Raw genomic sequence first — 20,715 nt, forward strand, 5'->3', positions numbered from 1 at the left:
TTTAGTAAGGAGCACGCCCGCGCAAGCCGGCGTGCTTTTTTTTCATTAATTTTTGTGGTGTAACTAGCAAGGTGCTGATATATTAATGCAACGCAACAAATGCGGCGCATTAATGCAACCAACCACGAGGATGGCATGAATCGCAGGGATTTCGTAAAACTCGGCACGCCGCCGGGTAAACAGCTGGGCACCGGTGGCATCCTCGACGCCGGTGTCGACGAGCAGCAGCGCTTGATGGAGGCCGGTAAATTGACGTCGCATTGGCTGACGTCGCAGTACCTGACGCGCATCAAGCTGGCCGCCAAGCCGGGGATAGAGATCTATTCGCACGCGCTGAAGACCGCGCTGGATATGGACCGCGAGCGCAACCTGAAACGGGTATGCGGGCCGCTGCACGGCATTCCGGTCCTGCTTAAAGAGGGCAGCGAAGTGGCTGGTGTGCAGCTGCGCGCCGCCGGCGCCGTCATCATCGGCAAAATCAAGCATGACCAGTTGGACGCCTTGACGCTGTCGTCGATCCTGGGCGTGGAGCGGCACGACCCGATCATGCAGGAGCACCACGCCGGCATTCAAAACGCGCTGCTGGACTTGAAATCGCGTGGCGCGCTACTGGTCGATAAAGCGATCAGCGTGCTAGTGTTTCAGCACGTGGCGGAAAGTGGGCTCGATGCCCATCGCGTGCAGGTGCCGGACGATCTCTTCCAGCGTAGCATCCTTCAATAGCAGGCCGGCGGGCATGGCGCCCGGCTGGCTGGCGGCAGTGGTGCCCGGCGCCGGTGCGGCATCGTGCTTGCCCCGCAGCGTGGCTATCGCCTGCGTGAACTCTTCTTCGCTGATGCTGTTTAAACGGTCGAGGAATGCAGCTTGCGCGGCATCCGGCGGCGCCATCTCCAATCCTAAATCCTCTGCCAGCGCGCCGCCCATACTTGGGTTGACGAATGCGGCCCACAAGCCGGTGGCACGGTTTTGCGATGGCGGCAAATCGATGCGGCTACGCCCGAAATCAATCTGCTCATCTTCAAAGTACGCCTTATGCAGCAAGGCCAGGAACTGTTTTGCCTGGGTCTCCGGCACCGGCTGCGCCAGCGACAACCACAAACGATAGCACTCGCCGCCCGATACGCTGACCGCAGGTGCAGGCAAGCCAAGCTCCGTCTGCAGTGCATTGGCGACATCGCACAGGCGCGCCCAGTGCTGCTCGTCGGCGGCCTTGTGGAAGTCGATCACCAGCGTGCGCACCATGCCGCCAGCGTTGACCAGGTCTATCGTCGGCGCATCGTATTGCTTGCCGGCGAACAGGTACAGTCTTTGTAGTTCAGATGTTAATTTTTGCATGCTTCCATTGTACTATGCAGCTTGTCGCAGCCGTGGCGCTGCATCACCTGGGGAGTCTTGATGCGTAATGCAGTTTTTGCAGTTTTTGCAGTTTTGGCTTTAAGCGCAGGTTGGACGATGGCGAGCGAATTCGCTACACCGCATCGTTTCGATGTCGGTGGTGGGCGCAAGATGAATATGTATTGCAGCGGCCAGGGGCCGCTCACCGTGGTATTCGACGCGCCGTCCGGTGATGCCGGCTGGTCGTGGTATCGCGTGCAGCCGGAAGTGGCGAAGCATGCGCGGGCCTGCGTGTTCGACCGCGCTGGCTTCGGTTTCAGCGATCCGGTTCAAACGCCGAATACCTCCGAGAGCGTGGCCGAAGACTTGCATAAGCTGCTGGCCGCAGCAGGCGAGAAAGGCCCGTACGTCATGGTTGGCAATTCGCTGGGCGGCGCTAATGTGCAGGTATTCACCTATCGTTATCCATCCGAAGTGAAAGGACTGGTGCTGGTGGAAGCGCAGCACGAAGACGAAACCATACGCCTGAACAAAGTCACGGACGGCAAGATAAAACAGATTTACGCGATGGTCGAAGGGCAGGGTAAATACTGCCTGGCAGCTGCGCGCAAAGGCTTCGCTAAAGACGCCGAAGCGCAGAAAAACTGCATCGGCGAACCGCTGGAAAACTTCGGTCTGCAACTCGGTGCGGCGGTGCTGGCCTCCGAGTCCAAGCTGTCGTACTGGCAGGCCAATGTGGCGGAATATGCAGCCATTGCTAAAAGCGACGAGCAGCTGCGCAAGCTGCGTCGCCCATTTGGCGATATTCCGTTGGTGGTGCTGACGCGCGGCGTCAGTCCCTACGCGGTGCCGGACCAGCCGCAAAGCGCGATGAACAAGGCCACCGAAGATGAGAACTTCGCGGTGCAGAAGGAGTTCACCAAGCTGTCCACGCGCAGTACACAGCGCGTGGTGGCCGGCGCCAGCCACGTGATTCAGGGCGAGAAACCTGAAGCCGTGGTGGACGCGGTGCTGGAAGTGCTGAAGCAGGTCACACCGTAACGCCCAGCTCCTGCAGGATTCGCTCCTTCATCTGCTGCAGTTCGGGGTTGGAGAGCTTGCGCGGATGCGGGTGCGGTACTTCAAACACCGCCTGGATGCGGGTCGGACGCGGCGACAGTACCAGCACGCGGTCGGCCATGAACAGCGCTTCCTCCACATCGTGCGTAATCAGCAGCACGGTGTGGCGTTCTTCGCCGAGGATGCGTAGCAGCTCGTTGCGCATCTTCAGGTTCATCAAGGCATCCAATGCGGAGAAGGGTTCGTCCATGTACAGGATCTCCGGCTTGACCACCAGCGCCCGCGCGATCTCCACCCGTTTCAGCATCCCACCCGAGAGTTCGTGCGGATAGCTGTTCTCGAAGCCCTTGAGGCCCACCATGTCGGCATAGTGGTCGGCCAGCGCTGCCTTGTCGCCGTGGCCATCGCCGGTCAGGCCGAACATCAGGTTTTGCTGCACCGTCAGCCAAGGGAACACGGAGCCATGCTGCGAGATGGCGATGCCTTTTGGGCTAGGGCCGTGCCGCACCACGCCGTCGATGCGCACGTCGCCTTCGCTGGCCGGCTCGAAGCCGGCGATCATTTTCATCAGCGTCGATTTGCCGCAGCCGGATGGACCGACGATGGCGACGAATTCGCCGTCCTTCACGGACAGGCTCACGCCGTCCACTACCTGCAGGCCTTTGAAGTGCTTCTTGATGTCGTTGACGACGATCTTAGCGTCCATAGCGCCACCTTACCGATTTGAGTCCTTCGAGCTTGCGCATTACCACGTCCAGTATCAGGCCGATGATGCCGATGATGATCATGCCGGCCACCACCAGGTCGTAGCGGTTGCCGGCATTCCGCGAATCCATGATCAGGTAACCGAGGCCGGAGCGTAGCGCGATCATTTCGGCCGCCACCACTACCAGCCAGGCCACGCCCAGCGCGATGCGCATGCCGACGATAATCTCCGGCAGCACCGCAGGAATAATCACCTGGCGGAACAGCACATAGCGCGAGACGCCGAAGTTCTCGGCCGCGCGCAGGTAGCGCCGTTCGATGGTGTGCACGCCGGCGGCAGTCTGCACGATCATTGGGAACACGGAGGCGATGAAGATCAGGAATACCGGCGACAGGTTGCCGACGCCGAACCACAGGATCGCAATCGGAATCCATGCGATCGGCGAGATCGGGCGCAGGATCTGGAAGATGGGATTGAGCGTGATGTAAGCGCCTTCCACTCGGCCCATCCACAGGCCAAGCGGAATCGCCACCGCTGCCGCTAGGCCGAAACCGCAGCCGACCCGGAACAGCGATGCGCCGATGTGCTCCCACAGCGTGCCGTCTTCCACCAGCTCCATTGTGCCGGTGACGACCTGGCCCGGCGTGGGGAAGATCACGCTTTCGGTTTGCACCACGATCACCCACCACACGGCGATCAGTGCGAGCATCACTGCCAGCGGCGGCAAGATGGTTTTGAGTTTTTCCATGCTGGTCCTGTGTGATTTATCTGTGCATCTTTTTCCATGCGCGGACGGCACGCCATTGCAGGCGTGGCCAACCGGCGGCTGGCATTTCGTCCACCACCACTCGCATTTGTCCGCTGGCGTGTGCGGTGCAGGCGAAGTCGTTGACGGAGACGGTTTCAAACGGCAGCCGGAAACTCTGGCCCGGCATGATGAGTACTGGTCCGAAAATCTGCGGCACGTTGTCGAGATTGCGCAGCAGGAGTACATCGTTGGCGCCGTGCGTCAGGTGGATTTCTGGTGGCAGGATCTCGACCTTGTCGCCGGCCGCGCGGCGCGCGTAGGTACCGGCCGGGATCTCAAATAGTTCGTCGCGCGACGCCAGCGCAATCGGCGCATAAGCCGCCCACGCGGTGAGGACTAGCGCAGCAGCGCACAGCGCGCCCACGGCCAGCAGGAGGCGGGAGCGCGGCATCTTCAATTTTTCAGCAGCAGTTTGACGTCGTGCACCACATCGTCGGCGGTACGGCCGTAGGGCAGCAGTGCGCGCAGCTTACCGGCGCGGTCGACGAAGTACAGGTAGGACGAATGGCCGATGGTGTAGTCCTTGCTGCCTGCAATTTGCTTACGGGTGGCGGTGATGCCGTAGTCCTGGCGTACCTTGGCCATTTGTTCCGGTGTGCCGGTGGCGCCGATGAAGCTTGGATCGAAGGCGCGCAGGTAGGTGCGCATGCGTTCTTCCGTGTCGCGTTCCGGATCAACGGTGACGTAGATGACTTGCAGCTCGGCGGCCTGCGCGCCCAGCTGCTGGCGAGCCTGCGCCAGCTTCGCCAGCGACACCGGGCAGACATCCGCGCAGGAGGTGTAGCCGAATTCCAGCAGTACCAGCTTGCCACGGTACTGGCTCAGTTTCAGCGGCTTGCCGTCCGAACCCTTGACGCTGAAGTCGGGCGCCATGCGGGGCGGATCGAAGGTGCCGGCTTTGAGGCCGAGGTTTTCTGCGGCATGGGTGCTGATGGCTGCGGTGCATGCCGCCAGTAGCAGCGTGGCGAGGAGGGTCTTCACAGGCTGATGGTCACAGGTTTGATCGCTTTGACGAAGCTGTCGTCCACATAGTTTTCGTAGGCGATGGGGCGCTTGATGGTGCCAGCTTCAATCGACAGCTGCATCAATTCGTCGAACTCCGCGCGGATCATGCGCAGGTCACCATAGGTAACGCGGTCGGCCGGGTTCTGCATCACGAAGCGCAGCACGTTTGGATCCTGGTTAAAGTACTTACGGCCGGCGGCGATGGTGACGGCTTTCTCGCGGCTGGCCGGCGTCGAGTCCAGCCAGTTGCCGGCCGCCTGCACGTAGTTGACCAGTTCCTGCACCAGCGGGCGGTTTTCCTTGATCAGCTCTTCGCGCACGGTGAGCACGCAGCAGATGTAGTTGCGCCATTCGTCGCGCGTCATCGCCAGCGGACGGGCGTAGCCGGCACGCTGCGCTGCTGCACCAAACGGCTCGCCGGTGCAGTAGCCATCGACCGCCTTGGCGTAAAGCGCAGCCGGCATGTCGGGCGGCGCCATCTCGACGATCTCAATATCTTTCGGCGACATCTTTTCTCGTGCCAGCATCTTGCGCAGGAACAGGAAGTCCACCGCAAAGCGGCTCGGAATGGCGATGCGCTTGCCTTTCAGGTCGGCGAATTTCTTGTGGCTTGAATCGGTGCGCACCATGATGACCGCGCCCGAGCGGTGGCCCAGCGAGACGATCTTGACCGGGATGCGCTTGTCGGCCAGGTCCATCACCAGCGGCGCCAGCATGTATGCGGCTTGAATGCGGCCCGTCATCAGCGATTCCTTGACCTCGGGCCAGCCGTTGTATTTGCTGTATTCAAAACCGCGCGGCAAGGCGCCGGGTTTGCCGGTGGCTGCTGCCTTGGCCATGCAGGCCACTGGCAGGGTAAGGTTGCAGGTGACGGGCAAGCCGCCCACCTGGATCGGTGATTCGGCGGCGCTGGCGCTGGCAGAGGTCAGCAGCGGCAGCGCCGGTACGGCGGCAGACAGCATGCCTCCCAGCAGTTGGCGGCGTAGAGGCGAATCCACTTCTGGTGCTTCCGGAGCGTACATGGCGTGTCTCTTCCACCGTATTGTTACTGTAATTGTACTACATGGCTTTGTGTACCAATACAGCGTCGGCCCTGTACAGGTCCGGTGCGATGCGCTTGAGGTCAACCAGCTTGGGCGCGTCGTTGTAGACGATGTAAGGATCGCTTGGATGCAGTGTGAGGTAGTTCTGGTGGTAGGACTCTGCGGCGTAGAATTTCTTGTCCATCTCGATCTTTGTCACCAGCGGCTTTTTGTAGGCGTGCGAAGCGTCCAGCTGGGCGATGTACTTTTCTGCCACCGCGCGCTGCGATGCCGTTTGCGGGAAGATGGCCGAGCGGTACTGGGTGCCGCTGTCCGGTCCCTGGCGGTTCAGCTGCGTCGGATTGTGCGCCACCGAGAAGAATACCTGGAGCAGCTTGCCGTAGCTGATTTGCGTTGGATCGTAGGTGATCTTCACCGATTCCGCGTGACCGGTATCGCCGCGTTCTACCCATTCATAGCTGGCGGTGCGGGCTTCGCCGCCGGTGTAGCCGGAAACGGCGCTGGTTACGCCCTTCACGTGCTGGAACACGCCTTGTACGCCCCAGAAGCAGCCGCCCGCAAAGATGGCGGTTGCTGAGTGTTCGCTGCCGGCCGGTTCATCTACGGCAGGCGGTGCGATGACCACGGCTTCCTCAGCCGCGCAGGCGGTGAGGGCGCTGAGCAGTGCGATTGGTGCGGCGAGTTTGAGTACGATGTTTTTCATGTTGATGCTCCTTTTAACCGAAGGTGAAGACGTAGGCTTGTACGCCTGAATCGAGGAATTCAATGCTGAAGGTGTGGTCACCCACCGGACCCGATTGGCGCACCAGCTGGTACAGGCGCTGGCTGTCGATGGTGCCGCTGCCGTTGGCCGCGACATCCGCGCCGTGGTCCTTGCCCGGCGCAGCGCCGTCGATGGTCACGCGGAAGCGCACTGGTTTTCCGTCCTTGCCCGGGCCGAGCACGAGGTGCAAGTCACGCGCATGGAAGCGGTAGACGATGCTGCCATTGGCTTGGTTCAGCGTCACTTGCTCCGGCTGCGACAGCCAGTTGCCGGCCAGGCCCCACTGGTTCAGCGCTGGTTTGGCAGGCGCCGTGTATTGACGGGCGGCGTTGGCTGCCTGCTTTTCCGGTGAGGCGAAGTTTTCGGCGCGGTCGTAGCCCAGATAAGTCTCCGGCGAGCTGACTTGGCCCATGTCTGACTGCTGCTGGATACCTTGTGCATCTTCGGCGCTGACCACGGTGTTGGTGACGTCTTTGCGGCCGGCTTCTTCCAGCAACTGCTGGATCACCTGCTCCGACTCGGCGTAGTCGCCTTCACCGAAGTGGTGGTGGCGGATCTGGCCTTTGGCGTCGATGAAGTAATGTGCAGGCCAGTACTGGTTGCCGAAGGCGCGCCAGATGGCGTAGTCGTTGTCGATCGCCACCGGGAAGTTGATGCCTTGATCTTTCACGGCCTTACGCACGTTGTTGACGTTACGCTCGAAGGCGAATTCCGGCGCGTGCACGCCGATCACCACTAGCCCTTGGTCGCGGTACTTGTCGGCCCAGGCCTTGGTGTAGGGCAGGGTGCGCAGGCAGTTGATGCAGGAGTAGGTCCAGAAGTCGATCAGCACCACTTTGCCTTTCAGCTGTTCAGCGGTCAGTGGTGCGGTGTTCAACCACTCGACCGCGCCGTTCAGCGACGGCAGCTTGCCTTCAACCGGCAGCGTGTCGGCTGCAGGGGTCATCGCCCGCCGCGCCATCATGGCCGGGCCGCCAGCCATCGCTGTCCGGGACATCATCGCGCCGCCTGCTGGTGCCTCTTTCGGCTCGCCGCGCGGGGCCAGCGTATCGATCAGTTTTTGCTCCACGCCAGAAGTGGCGACGGTCGACACCTCTTTCAGCAAGCCGGTATCCAGCCCGGTCGCAATTGCCGCCACGCCGGCCAGCATTGCCACGCCTAGGCCGCGGCGCACCCATTCGCCAGCGCCCAGCGAACGCTTCATCACGCTGAAGACTTTGCCACCGACCAGCAGCGCCAATGCCAGCGAAGTCGCCGCACCAGCCGCATAGGCCAGCAGCAGCAAGGTCGTGCCGACGCTGGCGCCGTTCAGCGCCGCGCCAGTCAGCACAAGGCCCAGCACCGGACCGGCGCACGGCGCCCACAGCAAACCAGTCGCCACGCCAAGCAGGAAGGACGAGCTGGCGCCGGAGCGCTCGCTGTCGGCGGCTTTGTTGGACAGTTTATCGCCCAGCGCCACCAGCGGCTTGGTCAAGCGGTCCGCCAGGTGCGGCAGCAGCAGCGTCAAGCCGAAGAAGGCCATCAGCAGCAGCGCAATCCAGCGTCCATACTGGTTGGCTTGCACCACCCAGCCGCCGCCGACTGCAGCCAGCGTCGCTACCAGCGCAAAGGTCAAGGCCATGCCGGCCAGCAGCGGCAGGCCGCTACGCACAAACGGTTGGCCGGTGCGGGCAAACACAAACGGCAGTACCGGCAGGATGCACGGGCTGAGGATCGTCAGCGCGCCAGCGAGGTAAGAGAGCAGTATCAGTAACATGATGTGATCCTCCAGTTAAGCTTCGCCGGGAGCGAAATTGAGCGCCACGCCGTCGATGCAGTAGCGCAGGCCGGTCGGTTCAGGGCCGTCATCGAACACGTCGCCCAGATGGCTGCCGCAGCGGCGGCACACCACTTCCACGCCATACATGCCGAGCGAAGTAGTGCGGCTGGTGTTGACGCCGCGCTCCAGCGGCTTCCAGAAACTTGGCCAGCCGGTGCCGCTGTCGAATTTATTCTTCGACGAGAACAGCGGATTCTGGCAACCGGCGCAAACGAATTTGCCGGCGCGGTGCTCTTTGTACAGCGGGCTGCTGAACGGCCGCTCGGTGCCGTGCTTGCGCAGCACCTCGTACTGCGCCGGCGAGAGCAGGGCGCGCCATTCGGCGTCGGTGTGGGTGACTTCCCATACGGCGGCCGGTGCTGCCTGCGTGGCGCGGTAGGCGATGCCTGCCAACAGGGCGGCGCCGCTGGTCAGGATGAAAGAACGTCTGTTAGTCATGGTGTCCTCCGTAAGTGGAATAACGATGGAGCCATTCTGCGCCCAGAGTGATGTCAAGATCCTCACGAAAACTTAAACGATTTGTGATACTTTTCAGTGTGAGAATCCTGCACAATGACGGACATGGAACCAGCTAAACGTGTACTCATCGTCGAAGACGACATTCATATCGCAGACCTGCTGCGCATGCACCTCCAGGATGAGGGGTATCAAGTCACCCATTGTGCCGACGGCACGCAAGGCCTGGCGCAAGTGCGCACCGGTGGCTGGGATGCGCTGATCCTCGACATCATGCTGCCCGGCGTGGATGGGCTGGAGATTTGCCGCCAGGCGCGCGCCATGACGACTTATACACCGATCATCATCACCAGCGCGCGCTCCAGCGAAGTGCACCGCATCCTCGGCCTTGAACTGGGCGCGGACGATTACCTGCCCAAACCATTCTCGGTGCTGGAGCTGGTGGCACGCGTGAAAGCCTTGCTGCGCCGTGCCGACGCCATGTCGCGTAGCCAGCGCGCCGAAGGCGGCCTGCTGGAACTGAACGGCGTGCGCGTCGATCCACTGACGCGCCAGGCTCACTTGCAAGGTAGCGCGCTCGATTTGACGCCGCGCGAATTCGACCTGCTGTACCACTTCATCAAGAATCCCGGAAAAGTATACTCGCGGCTCGATCTGCTGAATCAAGTGTGGGGCTACCAGCACGACGGCTACGAACACACGGTCAACACCCACATCAATCGCCTGCGCGCCAAGATAGAAGCCGATCCGGCCGACCCGACGCGCATCCTCACTGTATGGGGCAAGGGCTATCGCTACGCGGGCAGCGCATGAACCTGACTCTCTCGCAGCGTCTATCGCTGGCGTTTTGCCTGCTGCTGCTGGTGTGCTGCGGCGCATCCGCATGGCTGCAGATCCGCGCCAACATCATGCACGAGAAGGAAGTGGTGCAAGGCCTGTCGCTAGGACTGGCGCGCAGCATCGCGCTCGATGCACAACTGATGCAGGCCGACGAGGAGGGGGGCGCACAAGGCCCGGCCAGCGAAGGCCTTGGCCCGGCCGCCGTACGCCGCCTGTTCGGCAAACTGATGACCGTGAATCCCAGCGTGGAAGTGTATTTGCTCGATAACGACGGCCGCATCGTCGGCCACGCCGCGCCGGCAGGTCACCTGAAGCGCGACCATGTCAACCTCGCGCCTATCCAGCGCCTGCTGAACAAGGAGGCCTTGCCGATACAGGGTGATGATCCGCGTAGCGAGCGTGGGCGCAAGGTCTTCAGCGCCGCTTTCCTGCGCTCGGGCGAACAGAAAATCGGCTACATCTACGTAATCCTGCAAAGCGAAGAACACGACCGGCTGGCGGCACGCGCGACGGCCAGTTCGGTGCTGCGAACGACCTTGTGGTCGATGGCGGTGGTGGCGGCGCTGGTGCTGGTGGCTGGCCTGATCGCCTTCCGTCTGATCACGCGGCCTTTGCGCCGGCTGACCACTACCATGCAGCAGCTGGACACCAAGGCCGACCAGCTGGTGCTGCCCGAACCGCAGCGCGGCGGGCCGCGCGACGAAATCGCGATTCTGGAGCAGTCCTTTGCCGACATGGGGGCGCGCATCAACGAGCAATGGCAGACCATGCGCCAGCTGGACCACGACCGGCGCGAAGTGGTGGCCAATATCTCGCACGACCTGCGCACGCCGCTGGGTTCTTTGCACGGCTATCTCGAAACGCTGTCGCTGAAAGATGAAACGCTGAATGCGGCCGACCGCCAACGCTACCTCGGCATCGCACTGGCACAAAGCCAGAAGGTGGGGCGGCTGGCACAGGCTTTGTTTGAACTGGCGCGCTTGGAGCACGGCTCGGTGACGCCGGAACTGGAGCCGTTTTCGCTATCTGATTTGATACAGGACGTGTTCCAGAAATTCGAACTAGCGGCACAAGAGCGCCATGTGCGCCTGATGGCGACGCTGCCGCATCCCGCGCCGATGGTGCGCGCGGACCTCGGCATGATTGAACGCGTGCTGACCAATTTGTTCGACAACGCGATCCGCCATACGCCGTCCGGCGGCGAGGTGGAAATCACGGTCACGCAGGCGCAGGGCGGCAAGGTGGAAGTGACGGTCGAGGACACTGGACCGGGTGTGCCCACCGCCATGCGCGAAAGCCTGTTCCGCCGCCCGGTTGCGCTGCAAGGCGAATATCGCGTCGGCGGTTTGGGACTGTTGACGGTCAACCGTATCCTGCAACTCCATCGCAGCAAGATAGAACTGGTCAGCGAGGAAGGGCTGGGCGCCGTGTTCCGTTTTACGCTGGATGCAGCGTAAGCGGCGAACGCCACTCGGTCAGGTAGTGCTGCGGCGTTTTGCCGAGGATGCGGCGGAACATGGCGCTGAACGCACTCGGACTCGCATAGCCCAGCGCTGCTGCAATCGCACCCACGCTGTGGCCTTGCGCCAGCCGGCCGAAAGCTTCGGCCAGATGCACCTGCTGCACCCATTGGCGGTAATGCAGGCCGGTCTCCTTGGGGAATAGCCGGATCAGCGTGCGCGCGCTGGCGCCTACTTCATCGGCCCACTGCTCGATATTCCGGCTGCTGCCTGGATCGGCCATGATGGCCGTGCACACCGCCACCAGCCGCCGATCGCGCGGCCATGGGATCGCAATCGGCACCGTCTCCGCTGCCGCCAGTTCGGAGAGAATCAGCATCGCCAGATGCTCGCCGCGTCCGGGGAGCGGATATTCGATCGGTTCATCCAGCAGCGCCAGTATCAGCTCGCGCAGCAGGGGACTGACTTCGATCACGCGGCAGTTATCGCCGTAAGCCTTGGCTGCATTGGCCTCCACGTAGATGGTCCGCATGGTCACCTTGCTCAGTGACGACCAGTGATGCACCACGCCGGGCGGTATCCACAGTGCGCGGCGCGGCGGCAGTATCCACACGCCGGCGTCGGTCTGCACCCGCATCAGGCCTTCGGTGGCATACAGCAGCTGCGCGCGTTCGTGGTGGTGCGGCGCGACCGAGGCACCATGCGCCTCATCGCGCGCCATTGCCGTGACGACGCGCGGCACGCGCTGGTAGTCGCGGTGATCGCTGCTGCGGGGAGTGTGGGCCATTGTCACTTATTCGACGAAAGTTGGAATATCAGGGTTTATTCACTATATTACACTGGGCCGCATGAATACTACTGCCACTACCATCAGCCGTCCTCACGGCGAAACCGTCATGCAGATCCTCGGCGCCGTCGCGCTGGTGCATTTGCTGAACGACCTTACGCAGGCCATGCTGCCTTCGATCTACCCGATGTTGAAGGCAGAATTTCGCCTGAGCTTCACGCAGGTCGGCCTGATTACGCTGACCTTCCAGTGCACCGCCTCTCTGCTGCAGCCGTGGATTGGCCTCTACACCGACCGCCGCCCGATGCCCTTCCTGCTGCCGATGGGGATGGTGGCCACGCTGATCGGCGTGTTGATGATGTCCTTTGCATCGACCTTCCCGTCGCTGCTGTTGTCGGCGGCGTTGATCGGCGTTGGTTCCTCGACCTTCCACCCGGAGGCCTCGCGCGTGGCGCGTGCCGCATCCGGCGGCCGTTTCGGTTTTGCGCAGTCGCTGTTCCAGGTGGGCGGTAACGCCGGTTCGGCGCTCGGCCCGGTGCTGGCGGCGGCCGTCATCATCGGCCGTGGCCAAGGGAATATTGCGTGGTTCGCGCTGCTGGTTGCGGCGGCGATTGCGGTGCTGGTGTTTGTGAGCCGCTGGCACAGCCATCACCTCGCGCAGCCCCGTAAAGCCGCCCCGCAAGCCGTTTCGTCTTTACCTAAAGGCCAGGTTTATGGCGCGCTGACGGTGCTGGCGCTGCTGGTCTTCTCCAAGTACATCTACATGTCCAGCCTGACCAGTTACTATACCTTCTACCTGATCGATAAATTCGGCGTGTCGGTGTCGTCGGCGCAGATGTACTTGTTCCTGTTCCTGGCGGCTGTTGCTGCGGGTACCTTCATGGGCGGCCCGATAGGCGACCGCATAGGCCGCAAGCGCGTGATCTGGATTTCGATTCTGGGCGCGGCGCCGTTCACGCTGGCGTTGCCGTATGTGGATTTGTTCTGGACTGCGGTGCTGACCGTGGTGATCGGCTTTGTGATTTCGTCCGCATTCTCCGCCATCGTGGTGTTTGCGCAGGAGCTGGTGCCAGGCAAGGTCGGTATGATCGCCGGGATCTTCTTCGGCTTGATGTTTGGCGTGAGCGGCATCGGTGCCGCAGCGATGGGCCATATCGCTGATGTCAGCGGCATCGCTTATGTCTACAAGCTGTGTTCCTACTTGCCGCTGCTGGGTATCTTGACGGTGCTGCTGCCGCACATCGAGCAGCAGCGCCATTGATGGTGATTACTCGCCGATAAAGCGCATCTTGAAGTTGCGGCCTTTGATGGCGCCGAAGTCGCCGCCCAGCGGGTTGCCTTTGTTCAGGCGCGCGTAGGCGTCATAAGCCACGCGGCGGTCAAGGGCCACGTAGGTCTGGAACTCGGTGACGTTGATTTTGCCCACTTGTTCCTTGGCCAGACCAGCGTCGCCGGTCAGTGCACCTAGCACGTCGCCCGGACGCAGCTTATCCTTTTTACCGCCGGAGATCACCAGCGTCATCATCGGTGCTGGATCGACGCCGTATTCGTTGTCGTCGAGGCTAGCGAGATCGAACCAGTCAACCGGCTGGCCCTGATATTCCTCGATCAGCTTGACCCACTTCTTCTCATTCGGCGCGCACAGCGACAGGGCCAGGCCTTGTTCGCCGCCACGGCCGGTCCGGCCGACGCGGTGAATGTGCACCTCGGTGTCCTTGGAGACGTCGACGTTGATCACTGCTTCCAGGTTCGGAATATCGAGGCCGCGCGCGGCGACGTCGGTTGCCACCAGTACCGAGCAGCTGCGGTTGGCAAACAGGATCAGGATTTCATCGCGCTCGCGCTGTTCCAGCTCACCGTACAGCGTCAACGCGGAGAAGCCTTTCTCTTGCAGCGATTCGACCAGCTCACGGCACTGCACTTTGGTGTTGCAGAAGGCGATAGCCGATACCGGTTTGTAGTGACCCAGCAGGCGCGCTACCGCTTCATTGCGATTGTCAAAACCGATCTCGAAGAACAGCTGTTCGATCTGGCTGTTGTCGTGCTGCGCTTCCACCGTCACTTCGACCGGATCGACCAGGAAGTCGTCGGTGGCGCGGCGGATGTCGTCCGGGTAGGTGGCCGAGAACAGCAGGGTTTGACGGCGTTTCGGGCAGGCGCTGACAATGCCGGCGATTTCGTCGTAAAAGCCCATGTCGGTCATGCGGTCCGCTTCGTCCAGCACCAGCGTGCTGACTTTCGACAGGTCCAGCGTGTTGCGGCCCAGGTGATCGCGCACGCGGCCCGGCGTGCCGACGATGATGTGGGCGCCGTGTTCCAGCGAGGCGATTTGCGGGCGCATCGGCGAGCCGCCGGTCAGCACCAGCACCTTGACGTTGCCGGTGGAACGGGCCAGGCGGCGCAGTTCACCTGCTACCTGGTCGGCCAGTTCGCGGGTCGGGCACAGCACCAGCGCTTGCACCGCGAACCACGCAGGATTCAGCTTGTGCAGGATGCCGATACCGAAAGCGGCGGTCTTGCCGCTGCCGGTCTTGGCCTGGGCGATCAGGTCGCGGCCTTCCAGTACCGACGGCAGGCTTTGCGCCTGGATCGTGGTCATCTCCTTGTAGCCGAGCGAGTCGAGGTTTTCGATGAAAGCGGGATTCAGCGGCAGGCTGGAAAAGGCGGTGGATGTCATGGCGGCGGACCTGTTAAAAAAGGACGTGGACACAGTCTAACAGGCGTGTAGCCGTCACTGTGCGGGAAGTGGTTGAGAGGTGTGCGGATGTTGTACCGGTGCTGTACCGGTTCAATCCCGCTTCCATACCGGCAAACCGGTCAAATCGAGATTATCGTCGCGTACCCAGATCGGCAGACCGCTGTTATCGGTCGGCTCCAGCAGTTCCAGTTGCTCTTGCTTGAGCGCGGAACGGCGGGCGCGTGGCGGCGGCGGACGCTTTGCTTCCGGTTCGAGCGGCGCGGCAGGTGCAAAGCCCGGCAAGTCGAACGTAGCGTTATCTTTTTTATCTCTCATCGGGAAAAAACAAAAGCCCGGCTGGATTAGTCGGGCTTCGTGAACTTACAGAATTGCGCGCAGTGTAACACAAAGCGCAATATCAGCGGAAGCTCAGGGCCCCCGTCAGGTCGCCCGGCGGCGTGGCGTGGCGGGCCGCGAAGGCTTCGTTACGGGTCTTCAGGCCTTCCAGCAGCGGCAGGCTGTGCAGGCGGGTGATGAAGCGCATAATCGAGGTGGTGTCGTAGAAGCTGTGGTCCACATGGCCTTTTTTCGCATGCGGCGAAATGATGATGGCCGGGATGCGCGAGCCTGGGCCCCAGCGGTCGCCTTTCGGCGGCGCCACGTTGTCCCACCAGCCGCCATTTTCGTCGAAAGTAATCACCACCAGCATGTTCTTGAACTGCGGGGATTTCTTCAAGTGCTCGATTACGTTGGCAATGTGGGCATCGCCCGATTCGATGTCCGAGTAGCCGGCGTGCAGGTTGAGGTTCCCCTGCGGCTTGTAGAAGGTCACTGCCGGCAGCTTGCCGGCCACCGCGTCGGCGATGAATTTGTTGGAGATCGGGCTGTCGCCCAAGCCGCCGTCGCGCAGGTGTTCTTCGCGCGCCTTGGTGCCCGGCGCGAACTGCTGGAAGTAGTTGAACGGCTGGTGGTGGTACTGGAAGTTCGGCTTCTCGCCGCCGCCGCGCGCATCCAGCGCCGCCTGCCACGCACCGCCGTACCACGCCCAGCTCACGCCTTTGCGCGACAGCAGGTCGCCGATGGTGTCGTATGTTTGCGGTGGCAGGGTGTTGGCGTCTTTTGGATCGGCGTGCAGCGGATCGCCATCGTAGGCCGCGCGGATGTAGCTTGGCTGGTAGGGCGGAGCCATGGTGTTGACCGCGTAACCGTCCGGCGTGATGGCGCCGTTGTTGACGAAGTGCGGATGACCGTCCAGCGCGGACGCCGGCGATTCCGGCGCGGTGGACAGGCGGTAGCCGGTCGGGCCGTCATCCAGCACGGCGATTTTCTTCTTGGCCGCAGTGTCCTTGGCGTCGAAGTATTCCGGCACGCGGCCGCTAATCAGGAACTGGTGGTTCAGGTAGGAACCGCCGAAAGCCGCCATGAAGAAGTTATCGCATAGCGTGTACTGTTCGGCGATCTTCCACAGGCCGAGGTTTTTATTGGTCTCGCTGTAATAGCCCATCACCATGCCGCCGGTGTTGCCCCATGCAGCGAAGCCGTCGTTCTTGCCGCCGTTGATCTGCATCTGGTTCTGATAGAACAGGTGCCACAGGTCGCGCGTGATGACAGCTTCCGGCAGCGGCTTGCCTTCGGTGTCGACCAGTTTGAATGGGCCGTTCGGCAGGCCTTTGATGTCGTCTTCCTTGACGGCGTACTTTTTACCGCCGATGTCTTGCGTGTTCGGCACCATGCCGCCCCAGATTTTCGGCAGCGTTGGCAGTACCGAGCCATCACGGTCGCGCTGCGCGCAAGCGGCGGCCGGCGCGGCCGATAGCGGATTGGCGGTGCCGGGGAAATTGGCAAACAGGTTATTGAAGCTGCGGTTTTCGAGGTAGATCACTACCACGTTCTTGATATTGGCCTTGAGCTTATCGTCGAGCGAGCCCTTGGCGCCGGCTTTTACAGGCGCAGCTTCGGTCAGCACGGGCAGGGTAGTCGCCAAGCCGGCAGCGCCGGCGGCCTGGAAAATACGGCGGCGGGAGGGATTGGCCGGAGCGTCCTGTTCTTGTTGTTCTGCTGCTGGTACTTGATCCTTCACGCGCGCCTCCGGGCTAACCTAAAAGGGCAATTGTGACAGCTTTGTGACGAATTTGGTATGGCACTAGATTGATACGCTCAGGGCTGATCGACAAACGGGCGGCAGTCGACCGGGATGTCTATCATGATGGTGGTGCCGGTTTCGATGGAGCTGTCGACGGTGACGCTGCCGCCGTGGCTTTCGGCCACGCTTTTCACGAAGGGCAGGCCGAGGCCCCAGCCGCGCTTGTCCTTGGCGCTGCCGTCGCGCCACAGGTATTCGAAGATCTGGCCGTAGTGTTCCGGGCTGATGGGATTGCCGGTATTATGGACCGACATCAGCATGCGGCCGTGCGTTTCGCCGATCTTGATTTGCACGCCCTTGCCGTCGCCGTACTTGATGGCGTTGACGACCAGGTTTTCCAGCGCGCGGCGCAGGGAGTTTTCGCACCAGTAGCCGACCACCGGACGGCCAATGACCGAGCAAGTGGAGGTGTCGCTGACGCTGGTGTTTTCGCACACGTTGGCGGCCAGTTCCAGCGCATCGAACTTCGACAGCTGCAGCGGCAGCTTTTCGCCGCGCCCGAGGCTCAGCGCGTCCAGCAGCTCCTCGATCATGCGGCCCAGGCGCTGGCTGTTGTCCAGGATGCGCTTGGCGATGGCCGGCGTGCGGTCGGCGCTGGCGCCGATGGTGAGCAGGTGCGCGGAACTGACCACCACCGACAGCGGATTGCGCATGTCGTGCGACAGCGAGGCGGCCAACTTGTTGCGGAACGAGTCGTGCATGGCCGTGAACTGGCGGATCGATTCGCGCACCGCGCTGTCGATCGAGCTGTTGACGATGCCCCATTCGGCGCGGCTCAGCGTGACGCCCTGTTCGTCGGCGATGCGCGAAAACGCATCGCGGAACAGTTGGTATTCGTGGACGATCTGTTCGGGCTCATAGGCCGTCATGCGGGCGCGCTCGTCGCCATGCGTAGCGGCGACGTTATTGCTGCTGGTGGCCTCATCGCGCGGATAATTCGGCGTAAGCGCCTCGGCAATATTGTCGTAAAAGATCGGCAGGGTATTGAGCAGCGTCGGATGCAGGATGTGCTTGGCGCCGTCGATCTGCGCGCGCACGTCGCGCTCCCAGGCGGCGAAGACGGCGTCGCGCATGGCCGCCACTTGTATCGAGGTAGCCGACAGGCCCTTGTGATTCAATTTTTGATCTGACGACAGCATGCTTGGCCTTCCTCGCAGAGGTGTGCTGATTCATTTTAGAGAGTGAGCTAGCGGACGAGGATTAGGGCCACCAAGCGGATATGTCGGGCCATGATACAGAATTGCCGACCATCGCACCAGCAATAGCAAAAAGCCGTTGATTCCTTATCGAAATCAACGGCTTAGCGTATTCTGGTTGCGGGGACAGGAGAGGTGCCCTGAGCCACTTTGAATCTGGCAGAACCGCTGAACCTAAAGGCGAAACGCAACTTTGAGCTTACGGGTGCGGGGTTCAAGAGGACGTGCCATGAAGTGTATCACTTTAGCGTTTAGAAGAGAGCGTTCTCAGTCGTAATAATTATTTTTTTGCAAAAAAAAAGAGTCTACCCAAATGGTGACTCTTTTCTCATATACAATCTTTTTCGGTGCCAGTGCTTGGCACCTCCTGTGCCTTGCGAGGAACAAGCTCTGAGCAGTTCACTGCTCAGAGCCGCACCAGGAAGAAAAGGAGCGGATATGGGGAAATTCCTATCCAAGCCCTGGGTGAAACGATTGTGGGGATGCGTCCAAGCAATGCTTTGGGCAATTTTCTGGGTTCTCATCCTGACTACTCCAGCTTGGTAACAAGTTGAGGTAGTGAAGCGGGGGAGTTCGCAGCTCTCCTGCTTCTTCTTCCTTATAGCTTTTAGATCTGTTTTTGTCAATAGGGTGGGCGGTAGGTTCAACGAGGTATCTAAATACAAGTAAGTATGAAAATAGAGGAAGCAGTCATACACCTGGCACGCCAAGGTTAACAGTTGCGTTGTTAACTCAGTTCACCACTACAAAGACAATGCTCGTGAAACAATAAGGCCGGCTCTCGCCGGCCTCTTTTTTTGCTAAGGTAGCTTAGTTCATAAGGTCGAGTAAACCGGCATCAGTAACGATGTGTATTCTCGCCCGTCCGTTTGAGTCGACGGATTTGCAGTGGAGGTCAAGAACCAGCAGGCGCTTACCCGTTAGGCAAGCGGTTAACTGACTGCTCTGGGCCAACGGTTTCAACCGCAGAGGCTGCATAGATGCACAGTTGACGCCTACTAGGCGAGTGCGTGTGCGTTAGATTTGATGCGGTGCTGAGCGGCTGGGGAGAGCACGCTGTTTTTAAGTGCGGCAGGATGAGTGGCGTAGAAGCGTTGGCAAAACTCGAGGACAGCACTGCTCAGTGTCGCAATGGAAGCTGGCTTGGCTTTCAACCAATGAAGCTGATGACCATCAAATTTTAAACGTAGGAAGCGACGAGATGACTCGCCATTGCTAATCAGAAGGTCAAGCAAAACGTCACCTTCATACCCTCTCGAAAGAAGGGCTTTTTCTAACTCAGCCATGTAGGAGTCTGGGCGAGCACTATCCAACGAGAAGCAAATAACTGCTTGCCCTTCAGGTGCTGCTAAGACTTCGAAATGTTTGCTGAGTCGTTTCATTTTGGGATCTGAGATGCGGTCTGCTCGATTGTCCTCAAAACATCATGCACGATACTGACAGCTTCTTGTTTTTGTTCAATAATTCGCGATAGTTCAATGTTTGCATCGGCGTGGAATAGGCTGTGCCGATGTTTATTATATAAGTCATATGACTTTTCCACAGCGGCAACAGTGTGCTGGCAGTTGATTTTCGCACAAACGCCACTTTTCAGCTTAGGACCATTGAAACTACTACCAAAGCCAACAACGTTTTGGATAGGCATGTCATGCTCAGCCATGAGTGCTTTCATGTAGGCTTCCAAGCCTTTGAGAGCTGGGTAGGCGAACGCCGAATAATCGGTCAGCTCAACGTTCAATTTCATCAAGGCGAGCGATGGTGCGATGATTGCGGCACCGGCGTCCCCCAGTATTTCTACGGCACTAGGTGTCCATTGCTTGAGCTCTTCTAGCAAATCTTTTGCCTTCACTTGCGGAAGGTCAAACGCTACCAGTTGAGCCTGGACGATTGCCTGCTTATCAGGGACAAGTTCACACAACACTGCCGACACTATGCCATAGACTTCACGTGCTTTGCCCTGCATCAAAAAACGTCCGGTGTTGTAACGGTGAATGACTACCTCGTCACCATGAGCTTTTTTAACTCTAAAGCGAACGCCATGCTCCAGTTGCTCTTGCGTCACTTGGAATTGCCAATCATCGCTAAGATGTCCCTCACGTTCTTTTCGATCTGCCCCTTCTCCCAGCCTGACGCGGGATTGCAGAACTCGGCATCGAACAAGTAATGGCTGACCATGGCTGAGAACCGGGCATTGACGTCACGCTCTTTGCCAAGCTTCACTTTGTCCACGGCCGTTTTCATGTTGTCGTAGATGCCCCTCCGTGGCACGCCACCGAAAGCCAAGAATGCATGCTCGTGAGCATCAAACAGCATCTCGTGGGTTTGCAGCAGATATGCTTTTAAGAAAAACGCCCGGCTATGGCTCAGCTTGAACTGAGCGATCTGGAGCTTGGTTCGCTCGCCGGCAATCACGGCCCAATCCTCGCTCCAATCGAACTGAAAGGCCTCGCCAGGAGCGAAACTCAGAGGCACGTATGTTCGTTTGCTCGCAGAATTGATAATCATCTAGCCGTCCTCCCTTCGGCCGAGCCGAGGAATAAAGTCACGGTACGAATCCGAACTTTATCGAGGAGGACGTCATGTTATTTTGTGGCATTGATCTTCATTCCAACAACTGT

At 60.4% G+C, this 20,715-nt stretch carries 21 protein-coding genes and 1 pseudogene; 5 read left to right on the forward strand and 17 right to left on the reverse strand.

Translation table 11 applies throughout. The features are described 5' to 3' along the window. Nucleotides 1-135 precede the first annotated feature (135 nt). A complete protein-coding gene (locus GTP46_RS29895) occupies nt 136-723 on the forward strand; it encodes an amidase (protein WP_229259010.1) in 588 nt (195 codons plus the stop codon). Here the strand turns inward: GTP46_RS29895 and GTP46_RS18340 are convergent. Beyond that, on the reverse strand, nt 634-1,335 hold the full coding sequence (locus GTP46_RS18340; RefSeq protein ID WP_161008062.1) for a hypothetical protein: 702 nt from the start codon (nt 1,333-1,335) through the stop codon (nt 634-636). The genes GTP46_RS29895 and GTP46_RS18340 overlap by 90 nt on opposite strands. A gap of 117 nt (nt 1,336-1,452) precedes the next feature. Between GTP46_RS18340 and GTP46_RS18345 the strand changes: the two genes are divergently transcribed. Beyond that, nucleotides 1,453-2,376, forward strand: a complete 924-nt coding sequence (locus GTP46_RS18345; RefSeq protein ID WP_161008063.1) for an alpha/beta fold hydrolase — start codon at nt 1,453-1,455, stop codon at nt 2,374-2,376. On the opposite strand, the gene GTP46_RS18350 is transcribed toward GTP46_RS18345, so the two are convergent. Genes GTP46_RS18350 through msrB form a run of 8 tightly spaced genes read right to left on the reverse strand, consistent with a single transcriptional unit; the run spans nt 2,366 to nt 8,976 of the window. Next, a complete protein-coding gene (locus GTP46_RS18350) occupies nt 2,366-3,100 on the reverse strand; it encodes an ABC transporter ATP-binding protein (protein ID WP_161008064.1) in 735 nt (244 codons plus the stop codon). The two genes, GTP46_RS18345 and GTP46_RS18350, sit on opposite strands and share 11 nt — an antisense overlap. Further along, nucleotides 3,090-3,848 (reverse strand): ABC transporter permease, encoded by a 759-nt coding sequence (locus GTP46_RS18355; protein ID WP_161008065.1) that lies wholly within the window; start codon nt 3,846-3,848, stop codon nt 3,090-3,092. Before GTP46_RS18355 ends, GTP46_RS18350 begins: the two co-directional genes overlap by 11 nt. A gap of 16 nt (nt 3,849-3,864) precedes the next feature. After that, nucleotides 3,865-4,299, reverse strand: a complete 435-nt coding sequence (locus tag GTP46_RS18360; RefSeq protein WP_161008066.1) for a cupredoxin domain-containing protein — start codon at nt 4,297-4,299, stop codon at nt 3,865-3,867. A gap of 2 nt (nt 4,300-4,301) precedes the next feature. Next, nucleotides 4,302-4,889, reverse strand: coding sequence for an SCO family protein (locus GTP46_RS18365; RefSeq protein WP_371869692.1), 588 nt, complete (start codon nt 4,887-4,889; stop codon nt 4,302-4,304). After that, nucleotides 4,886-5,935, reverse strand: a complete 1,050-nt coding sequence (locus GTP46_RS18370; RefSeq protein WP_161008067.1) for an ABC transporter substrate-binding protein — start codon at nt 5,933-5,935, stop codon at nt 4,886-4,888. Before GTP46_RS18370 ends, GTP46_RS18365 begins: the two co-directional genes overlap by 4 nt. Nucleotides 5,936-5,972: 37 nt before the next feature. Then, complete coding sequence (gene msrA, locus GTP46_RS18375) at nt 5,973-6,659, reverse strand: peptide-methionine (S)-S-oxide reductase MsrA (RefSeq protein ID WP_161008068.1); 687 nt, start codon at nt 6,657-6,659, stop codon at nt 5,973-5,975. A gap of 13 nt (nt 6,660-6,672) precedes the next feature. Next, the gene (locus tag GTP46_RS18380; protein ID WP_161008069.1) at nt 6,673-8,475 is read right to left on the reverse strand and encodes a redoxin family protein; all 1,803 of its coding nucleotides are present in this window, start codon (nt 8,473-8,475) and stop codon (nt 6,673-6,675) included. Nucleotides 8,476-8,490: 15 nt separating this feature from the next. Then, nucleotides 8,491-8,976 (reverse strand): peptide-methionine (R)-S-oxide reductase MsrB, encoded by a 486-nt coding sequence (gene msrB / locus GTP46_RS18385; protein ID WP_161008070.1) that lies wholly within the window; start codon nt 8,974-8,976, stop codon nt 8,491-8,493. A gap of 123 nt (nt 8,977-9,099) precedes the next feature. Here msrB and GTP46_RS18390 point away from each other — a divergent pair, with 123 nt between their 5' ends. Beyond that, entirely contained in the window at nt 9,100-9,807 is a 708-nt protein-coding gene (locus GTP46_RS18390; protein ID WP_161008071.1) for a response regulator transcription factor, read from the forward strand. Further along, nucleotides 9,804-11,291, forward strand: coding sequence for a HAMP domain-containing sensor histidine kinase (locus GTP46_RS18395; protein WP_161008072.1), 1,488 nt, complete (start codon nt 9,804-9,806; stop codon nt 11,289-11,291). Before GTP46_RS18390 ends, GTP46_RS18395 begins: the two co-directional genes overlap by 4 nt. On the opposite strand, the gene GTP46_RS18400 is transcribed toward GTP46_RS18395, so the two are convergent. Then, a complete protein-coding gene (locus GTP46_RS18400; RefSeq protein WP_161008073.1) occupies nt 11,272-12,081 on the reverse strand; it encodes an AraC family transcriptional regulator in 810 nt (269 codons plus the stop codon). The genes GTP46_RS18395 and GTP46_RS18400 overlap by 20 nt on opposite strands. Before the next feature lie 109 nt (nt 12,082-12,190). On the opposite strand from GTP46_RS18400, the gene GTP46_RS18405 reads away from it, so the two are divergent. Next, a complete protein-coding gene (locus GTP46_RS18405; protein ID WP_202414338.1) occupies nt 12,191-13,342 on the forward strand; it encodes an MFS transporter in 1,152 nt (383 codons plus the stop codon). A gap of 6 nt (nt 13,343-13,348) precedes the next feature. On the opposite strand, the gene dbpA is transcribed toward GTP46_RS18405, so the two are convergent. The 7 genes and pseudogenes from dbpA to istA form a co-directional block, all read right to left on the reverse strand. After that, the gene (gene dbpA, locus GTP46_RS18410) at nt 13,349-14,758 is read right to left on the reverse strand and encodes an ATP-dependent RNA helicase DbpA (RefSeq protein ID WP_161008075.1); all 1,410 of its coding nucleotides are present in this window, start codon (nt 14,756-14,758) and stop codon (nt 13,349-13,351) included. A gap of 111 nt (nt 14,759-14,869) precedes the next feature. Beyond that, a complete protein-coding gene (locus GTP46_RS18415; RefSeq protein ID WP_161008076.1) occupies nt 14,870-15,094 on the reverse strand; it encodes a hypothetical protein in 225 nt (74 codons plus the stop codon). Nucleotides 15,095-15,176: 82 nt separating this feature from the next. Next, nucleotides 15,177-16,838: an acid phosphatase gene (locus tag GTP46_RS18420; protein ID WP_161008077.1), complete on the reverse strand. Its 1,662-nt coding sequence runs from the start codon at nt 16,836-16,838 to the stop codon at nt 15,177-15,179. 77 nt (nt 16,839-16,915) lie between these two features. Then, complete coding sequence (locus GTP46_RS18425) at nt 16,916-18,040, reverse strand: sensor histidine kinase (protein ID WP_161008078.1); 1,125 nt, start codon at nt 18,038-18,040, stop codon at nt 16,916-16,918. A gap of 1,055 nt (nt 18,041-19,095) precedes the next feature. Then, on the reverse strand, nt 19,096-19,479 hold the full coding sequence (locus GTP46_RS18430) for a type II toxin-antitoxin system RnlB family antitoxin (protein ID WP_161008079.1): 384 nt from the start codon (nt 19,477-19,479) through the stop codon (nt 19,096-19,098). Next, nucleotides 19,476-20,159 (reverse strand): type II toxin-antitoxin system RnlA family toxin, encoded by a 684-nt coding sequence (locus tag GTP46_RS18435; RefSeq protein WP_161008080.1) that lies wholly within the window; start codon nt 20,157-20,159, stop codon nt 19,476-19,478. The genes GTP46_RS18430 and GTP46_RS18435 overlap by 4 nt, the downstream gene beginning before the upstream one ends. Before the next feature lie 26 nt (nt 20,160-20,185). Beyond that, nucleotides 20,186-20,575 (reverse strand): annotated as a pseudogene (gene istA, locus GTP46_RS18440) (IS21 family transposase); the annotation flags it as partial. Between the last annotated feature and the right edge of the window lie 140 nt (nt 20,576-20,715).

Source organism: Duganella flavida, assembly GCF_009857445.1.
GTDB classification, from domain to species: domain Bacteria; phylum Pseudomonadota; class Gammaproteobacteria; order Burkholderiales; family Burkholderiaceae_D; genus Rugamonas; species Rugamonas flavida.

Excerpts from the sequence above, each read along its gene's own strand:
- GTP46_RS29895 (WP_229259010.1), top strand. The coding sequence starts at position 136 with ATGAATCGCAGGGATTTCGTAAAACTCGGCACGCCGCCGGGTAAACAG.
- GTP46_RS18340 (WP_161008062.1), bottom strand. The coding sequence starts at position 1,335 with ATGCAAAAATTAACATCTGAACTACAAAGACTGTACCTGTTCGCCGGC.
- GTP46_RS18345 (WP_161008063.1), top strand. The coding sequence starts at position 1,453 with ATGGCGAGCGAATTCGCTACACCGCATCGTTTCGATGTCGGTGGTGGG.
- GTP46_RS18350 (WP_161008064.1), bottom strand. The coding sequence starts at position 3,100 with ATGGACGCTAAGATCGTCGTCAACGACATCAAGAAGCACTTCAAAGGC.
- GTP46_RS18355 (WP_161008065.1), bottom strand. The coding sequence starts at position 3,848 with ATGGAAAAACTCAAAACCATCTTGCCGCCGCTGGCAGTGATGCTCGCA.
- GTP46_RS18360 (WP_161008066.1), bottom strand. The coding sequence starts at position 4,299 with ATGCCGCGCTCCCGCCTCCTGCTGGCCGTGGGCGCGCTGTGCGCTGCT.
- GTP46_RS18370 (WP_161008067.1), bottom strand. The coding sequence starts at position 5,935 with ATGTACGCTCCGGAAGCACCAGAAGTGGATTCGCCTCTACGCCGCCAA.
- msrA (WP_161008068.1), bottom strand. The coding sequence starts at position 6,659 with ATGAAAAACATCGTACTCAAACTCGCCGCACCAATCGCACTGCTCAGC.
- GTP46_RS18380 (WP_161008069.1), bottom strand. The coding sequence starts at position 8,475 with ATGTTACTGATACTGCTCTCTTACCTCGCTGGCGCGCTGACGATCCTC.
- msrB (WP_161008070.1), bottom strand. The coding sequence starts at position 8,976 with ATGACTAACAGACGTTCTTTCATCCTGACCAGCGGCGCCGCCCTGTTG.
- GTP46_RS18390 (WP_161008071.1), top strand. The coding sequence starts at position 9,100 with ATGGAACCAGCTAAACGTGTACTCATCGTCGAAGACGACATTCATATC.
- GTP46_RS18395 (WP_161008072.1), top strand. The coding sequence starts at position 9,804 with ATGAACCTGACTCTCTCGCAGCGTCTATCGCTGGCGTTTTGCCTGCTG.
- GTP46_RS18400 (WP_161008073.1), bottom strand. The coding sequence starts at position 12,081 with ATGGCCCACACTCCCCGCAGCAGCGATCACCGCGACTACCAGCGCGTG.
- GTP46_RS18405 (WP_202414338.1), top strand. The coding sequence starts at position 12,191 with ATGCAGATCCTCGGCGCCGTCGCGCTGGTGCATTTGCTGAACGACCTT.
- dbpA (WP_161008075.1), bottom strand. The coding sequence starts at position 14,758 with ATGACATCCACCGCCTTTTCCAGCCTGCCGCTGAATCCCGCTTTCATC.
- GTP46_RS18415 (WP_161008076.1), bottom strand. The coding sequence starts at position 15,094 with ATGAGAGATAAAAAAGATAACGCTACGTTCGACTTGCCGGGCTTTGCA.
- GTP46_RS18425 (WP_161008078.1), bottom strand. The coding sequence starts at position 18,040 with ATGCTGTCGTCAGATCAAAAATTGAATCACAAGGGCCTGTCGGCTACC.
- GTP46_RS18430 (WP_161008079.1), bottom strand. The coding sequence starts at position 19,479 with ATGAAACGACTCAGCAAACATTTCGAAGTCTTAGCAGCACCTGAAGGG.